General features: G+C 49.6%; 4 protein-coding genes. 2 read left to right on the top strand and 2 right to left on the bottom strand.

The genetic code is table 11. The features are described from left to right. Positions 1–353 (bottom strand): hypothetical protein (locus V3S16_RS10245; RefSeq protein WP_413884600.1); only part of this gene is annotated, 353 nt, incomplete at its 3' end. A 671-nt stretch (positions 354–1,024) separates the two neighbouring features. Here V3S16_RS10245 and V3S16_RS10240 point away from each other — a divergent pair. Beyond that, positions 1,025–2,290 carry an argininosuccinate synthase gene (locus V3S16_RS10240; protein ID WP_413884598.1) on the top strand — a complete coding sequence of 422 codons (1,266 nt, stop codon included), beginning with the start codon at positions 1,025–1,027 and terminating at the stop codon, positions 2,288–2,290. A gap of 75 nt (positions 2,291–2,365) precedes the next feature. Then, on the top strand, positions 2,366–3,460 hold the full coding sequence (gene carA / locus V3S16_RS10235; protein ID WP_413884596.1) for a glutamine-hydrolyzing carbamoyl-phosphate synthase small subunit: 1,095 nt from the start codon (positions 2,366–2,368) through the stop codon (positions 3,458–3,460). 308 nt (positions 3,461–3,768) lie between these two features. Here carA and hmcA read toward each other — a convergent pair. Beyond that, positions 3,769–5,182, bottom strand: a 1,414-nt coding sequence (hmcA, locus tag V3S16_RS10230; RefSeq protein WP_413884594.1) for a sulfate respiration complex hexadecaheme cytochrome HmcA, incomplete at its 5' end; no start/stop codon positions are given.

Here is a 5,182-nt window from a genome sequence, read left to right as displayed (position 1 = left end):
AGCGCTCTGATCTCAGCAATATCTTCCCAAAGCACATGCAGGCTGCCGCAGGCCGCAATCAGGTGCAATACTTCTCTGGTTTCCGTCAGACTGTAAACCGGAACGTTGCTGTCACAGGCTATCACGAAATCTCTGATGTTTTCATACAGGTATTGGGGACCTCTGGGGAGCATTAAATTTGAGGCTGCAAAGCCGTTCACCAATTCGAGAATTTCTTCTACGTCCCGAACTTGAGCTTTCTGGATGACAATTTGGGGTTGGTCTTTTTCGTTTCTAAGGACTTTCCTAAATTTTTCTTTAGGTTTCTTTTCATCCAGTTTCACAGCGGGAGGCAGTTCAACATAATGTTCCATAGTACTTTACCTGTTAGCTTATTAAATACCCATCTTGATTTATGGGGTCTGCTTAACCGTATGCGTTCACAGGTTCAGGGTTCAACGTTCAGGGTTACCTTTCCGTTGGGTTCACAGAATCAGAGTTCACCACTGCCCGACCGACGGCAGGTGAGGTTCAGCCTGCGACGAGCTCAGCCGAGTCGGGTTGTCTTTTCATGCGTTCACAGGTTTCCACCACTGGTGGGATTCAACGTTGTCTTTATTCGTTGAACCTCTGAACCCTGAACCTTTGAACCCGTGAACGGTTACTTAAAGCTTAAACCCCATTCGCCATTAAAATCGGGAATTGACTTTCCCCCCCTTAGGAAAATATGGCTCGTAACAGACTTTGTGTCAAGGCTTTAAGCGCAAGGGCGGGAATTCCTTCTGTTCGGTCCGGTCCGGTCGGCCACGGTGCTAATGCGGTCTTGACAAACATTGGTTTTTTTGTCATATAGTTCAGGAACTAAATTACGAAAGCAGTATAATATGAATCTATCATTGTCCGACACAACCATCCGTAACCGCTGCCGAAGCAGAATAGCGGCCGGGTGTCTTGTGTGGAAAACCTGATGATTCTTAAAATTATAAGGAACACATAAAACCCCGGCATTTGCCGGGGTTTTTATTTTTCTGAAAGGAGAGAAATAATGGCAAAAGATGCGGTCAGCAAAGTCGTCCTGGCATACAGCGGCGGACTGGATACCTCCGTTATTGTCCCCTGGCTGAAGAACAATTACGATAATTGTGAGGTGATTTGTTTTACGGCGAACCTGGGGCAGGAAGAGGAGCTGGATGGGTTGGAGGAAAAGGCCCTCGCTTCCGGCGCCGGCAAACTGATTGTTATGGACTTGAGGGAGGAATTTCTAACAGATTACGTCTTTCCGACCATTCAGGCCGGTGCGATTTATGAACGCGAATATCTGCTGGGTACGGCTATTGCCCGTCCCTTAATCGCTAAAAAACTGGTTGAAACCGCTGAAGCGGAAGGCGCCGATGCCCTTGCCCATGGCTGCACGGGCAAAGGCAATGACCAGGTTCGATTCGAACTTGCGGCCATGGCGCTTAACCCCAAACTTAAAATTATTGCCCCCTGGCGCGAGTGGGAAATCCGTAGCCGGGAGGATGCCATCCGCTATGCGGCCCAATTCAATATCCCTCTGTCGCAAAGCGAGAAGGATCTTTATAGTCGGGATCGTAACATTTTCCACCTTTCCCATGAAGGCGGTCCACTGGAAGACCCCTGGACGGAACCCGATGAAGAAATGTTCCAGTTAACCGTCAGCCCGCAAGATGCGCCGGATGAAGCCGAGTATATAGAGATCGGCTTTGAGAGCGGCAACCCGGTCAGCTTGAACCACGAAAACCTGTCGGCCGTCGAATTGTTTACGCGCCTGAATAAAATTGCCGGTGCTCATGGTATCGGGCGGGTGGATATGGTCGAAAACCGCTTAGTGGGGATGAAAAGCCGCGGCGTATATGAAACACCGGCCGGAACAGTTGTTTTTCGCGCCCACCAGGCCCTTGAAAGTATCTGCCTCGACAAGCACACCATGCATTACAAAGACTTCGTGGCCGTGAAATATGCTGAACTGGTATATAACGGCATGTGGTTTATGCAACTGCGGGAAGCCCTGGATGCCTTTGTCAAAGTAACTCAGAAAAACGTTTCAGGTTCTGTACGTTTAAAGCTGCTTAAAGGCAATATCATTATTTCCGGGCGTCAGAGTCCTTTCAGTCTGTACCGTGAAGATTACGCATCCTTTGGAGAAGATGATGTTTACAATCAGCAGGATGCCCACGGGTTCATCCAGTTGTTCGGCCTGCCGCTGAAAGTTGAGGCCTTGTTAGCCATCGACGGAGGCGGTGAAAGCCGCTACCGCAAACCCGATTACAGTATGTTTAAGCGCGACTGATTTTTTACGACGCCATCAAAGTTGATCTTTTACATTCGCTTAAATAATGTTACTCACTAAAAAACTATAACTATTATGAAAGCACGATTAATCTTAGCAGACGGAACTCATTTTGAAGGGCTTTCCTTGGGCGCCATGGGAACCGCCATCGGTGAAGTTGTGTTCAACACGGCCATGACGGGGTACCAGGAAATCCTGACAGACCCTTCCTATCATTTTCAGATGGTGGTCATGACCTATCCCCAAATCGGAAACTACGGCGTCAACCCCCAAGATTTCGAATCCAGACGCATATACGCGTCAGGCTTTATTATTCGCGAGTACAGTCCGGTGGTCAGCCATTGGCAGGCAAACAAATCCCTTAATGACTATCTAATAAACTATGGGATTGTCGGAATCAGCGAGATTGATACCCGCGCGCTGACCCGTCACCTGCGTGATCATGGGGCGCAGATGGGCATTATCACCACTTCCGATGAACCGCGTGAGATACTGTTGGAGCGTTTGGAAACCGGCCCCAAGCTGGTCGGACGGGATCTCGTCAAAGAAATTACCGCCGACGCGTACTATCAGTGGCCCTTGGATGAGGAATCTAAACGCAACCAAGCGCAATCCTTCAAAGTTGCGGTTTACGATTTTGGTGTAAAATTATCGATCTTGAGAGCCTTGTACGAGCACGGCTGCGAATTGCGGGTATTTCCCGCGCAGACTTCTCCTCAAGAAGTGCTTGACTGGAATCCGGACGGTATATTTCTATCCAACGGCCCCGGTGATCCGGAGCCGGTCGAATATGCCGTGGACACGGTTCGGCATCTGTTGGGAAAAATACCGATTTTTGGGATTTGCCTGGGGCATCAAATTCTGGGCCTGGCCCTGGGCGGAAAAACCGTTAAGTTAAAATTCGGTCATCGTGGCGCCAACCATCCGGTAAAGCATCTGACCACGGGGTCTGTTGAGATAACCTGCCAGAATCACGGATTTATTGTCGATGCAGAAAGTTTGCCGCAAGATAAAGTTGAAGTGACCCATATTAACTTGAATGACGGGACCCTGGAAGGCTTCAGGCATAAGTCGCTGCCGGCTTTCTCGGTTCAATATCATCCCGAATCAGCACCCGGTCCGCGTGACAGCCGGTATCTTTTTGAACAATTTGTAAAGGAAATGCAATAAACCACTACCTGCTAAAGCAGGTAGATTTCTGTTCCGACTGAAAGTCAGTCGAAAGGTGCTTGGGCTAATTAGGTTCACCGTTCTGGGTTCTGCGTTCTGGGTTTAACGTTGAATCTTTCAACCCTGAACCTCTGAACCTCTGAACCTTTCAACCTTGAATCTTAACCGCAAATCTTCATGATGCTAAAGCTTTTCGCCTAAAAGGCGAAGGTTTTAAACCTGGCGAATGGAAAAATAAAAAAAGAGTCGTGTATTGCTATTGTTTTCTTTCAATATGGCAGTCGGCGCACTCCACGTTGGCGGGTTTTTCAATGCCTATTTGATAGTTTTCTTTCAATATGGCAGCCGGCGCACTCCACGTTGGCAGGTTTTTCAAGGCCCATTTGGTCGTGGCATCCCATGCATTGCCGGTGATAGGCACCTCGTAATCCCGGTGCGAACAGATATCTCTCTTTAAACGGCTTTCCGTGGCAGTTTGCGCATCGGGGCGGTTTGCCGGCTGTAGGGCTGTTATGATGACACCCCTGGCATACGGTAGCCTCTGTCGGGTGAAAATAGGCCGCCAAACTGCTGCCGTTAATCCTTTTCCGCACTCCCTGAACAATTTTCCGGTGCTCAAATTCAACCGGCTCGTACCGGTCCACCAACTCTTTGATGACAACCTTCTCCGGTATATCAACCTCATAGCTAATGCCGAAGATGGCCTGCCATATTTCAGGTATCATGCGGGCCAGCCGGGCTTCTCCGGCCTGATTCAAAACCCCCGTACTTTCCGGAGGCGGGGCCATATGGCATTTCAGGCAGGCAGACGATTCCTGCTTGCGGGCTTTCACCAAAAACGCATGGCAGCCGGCACAGCGTTGATCTTGCAGGACTGTCTTATGGCAGCCAATGCAGCTCTGCTTGGAGCCCAGCTGATGCATGGCCTGTTCGAGCATGACATGGTTTCCTTCTTTTTTGCCTTCCAGGCTGTGGCAGCTGACACACGATTTCAGATCGGCATGATGGCATGCCCGGCAGGTGTCATTATATCCTTCGTGGGCCTTATGGCTAAAGGGAACACGATACATCCGGGTTTTAAGACCCTCTTTGTCGCCGGTTTTGATCAACACTATATCCGGCTGGTTGCGCTTCATTCTAGGTACTTTGTCAACCTTTTCGATCTTGATTTGCTGCTCGATATCATGACAGCCGCTGCACCTGACGGGGCCGGCGAACATGTCCTTTTCCAGGGTCTTGCGGTGGCAATCGATGCAGGCCACATGCGAGGCCAGCCGCATGGAAATCCGCGTTTCTGATTCCAGCACCTCGGTCTTTTGCTTGTGACAGTAACGGCAGGTGCCCTCTTTATCTTTGGCGTAAACCAGCTCTTGGCTTTGGGGGTCAAACTCGTGGTGGCAGCGCTCGCACTCGTCCTTTTGGGCCGTGGAGTGGCGATAATGAAGTGATTTATCAAAACCCATTGGAACCCTGGAAGACATAATCAACGGTTTTTTCGGGTGACATCCTGCGCAGACAATGGGTCCGGCCTTTTCGCCGGCAGCAAGTATCTCCGCGTGGCAGGTGATGCAATTGTTATGGTATATATCCATCACCGCTCTGCGGCCGGTATCCTCAAGCCGCTTGAATTTGGGAGAAAGTCGTTCGTTTTCATACAGATGGCAGGTCATACAGTCTTTGCTTTTCTCTTTTAGGGCATCGGTATGCTTGTCGTGTAGAAAT

Source organism: Candidatus Desulfatibia sp. (genome assembly GCF_036446775.1).
Classification (GTDB): Bacteria; Desulfobacterota; Desulfobacteria; order Desulfobacterales; family UBA11574; genus Desulfatibia_A.
The sequence above is the reverse complement of the archived record's forward strand: the minus strand, read 5'-3'. Positions and strand labels throughout refer to the sequence as shown.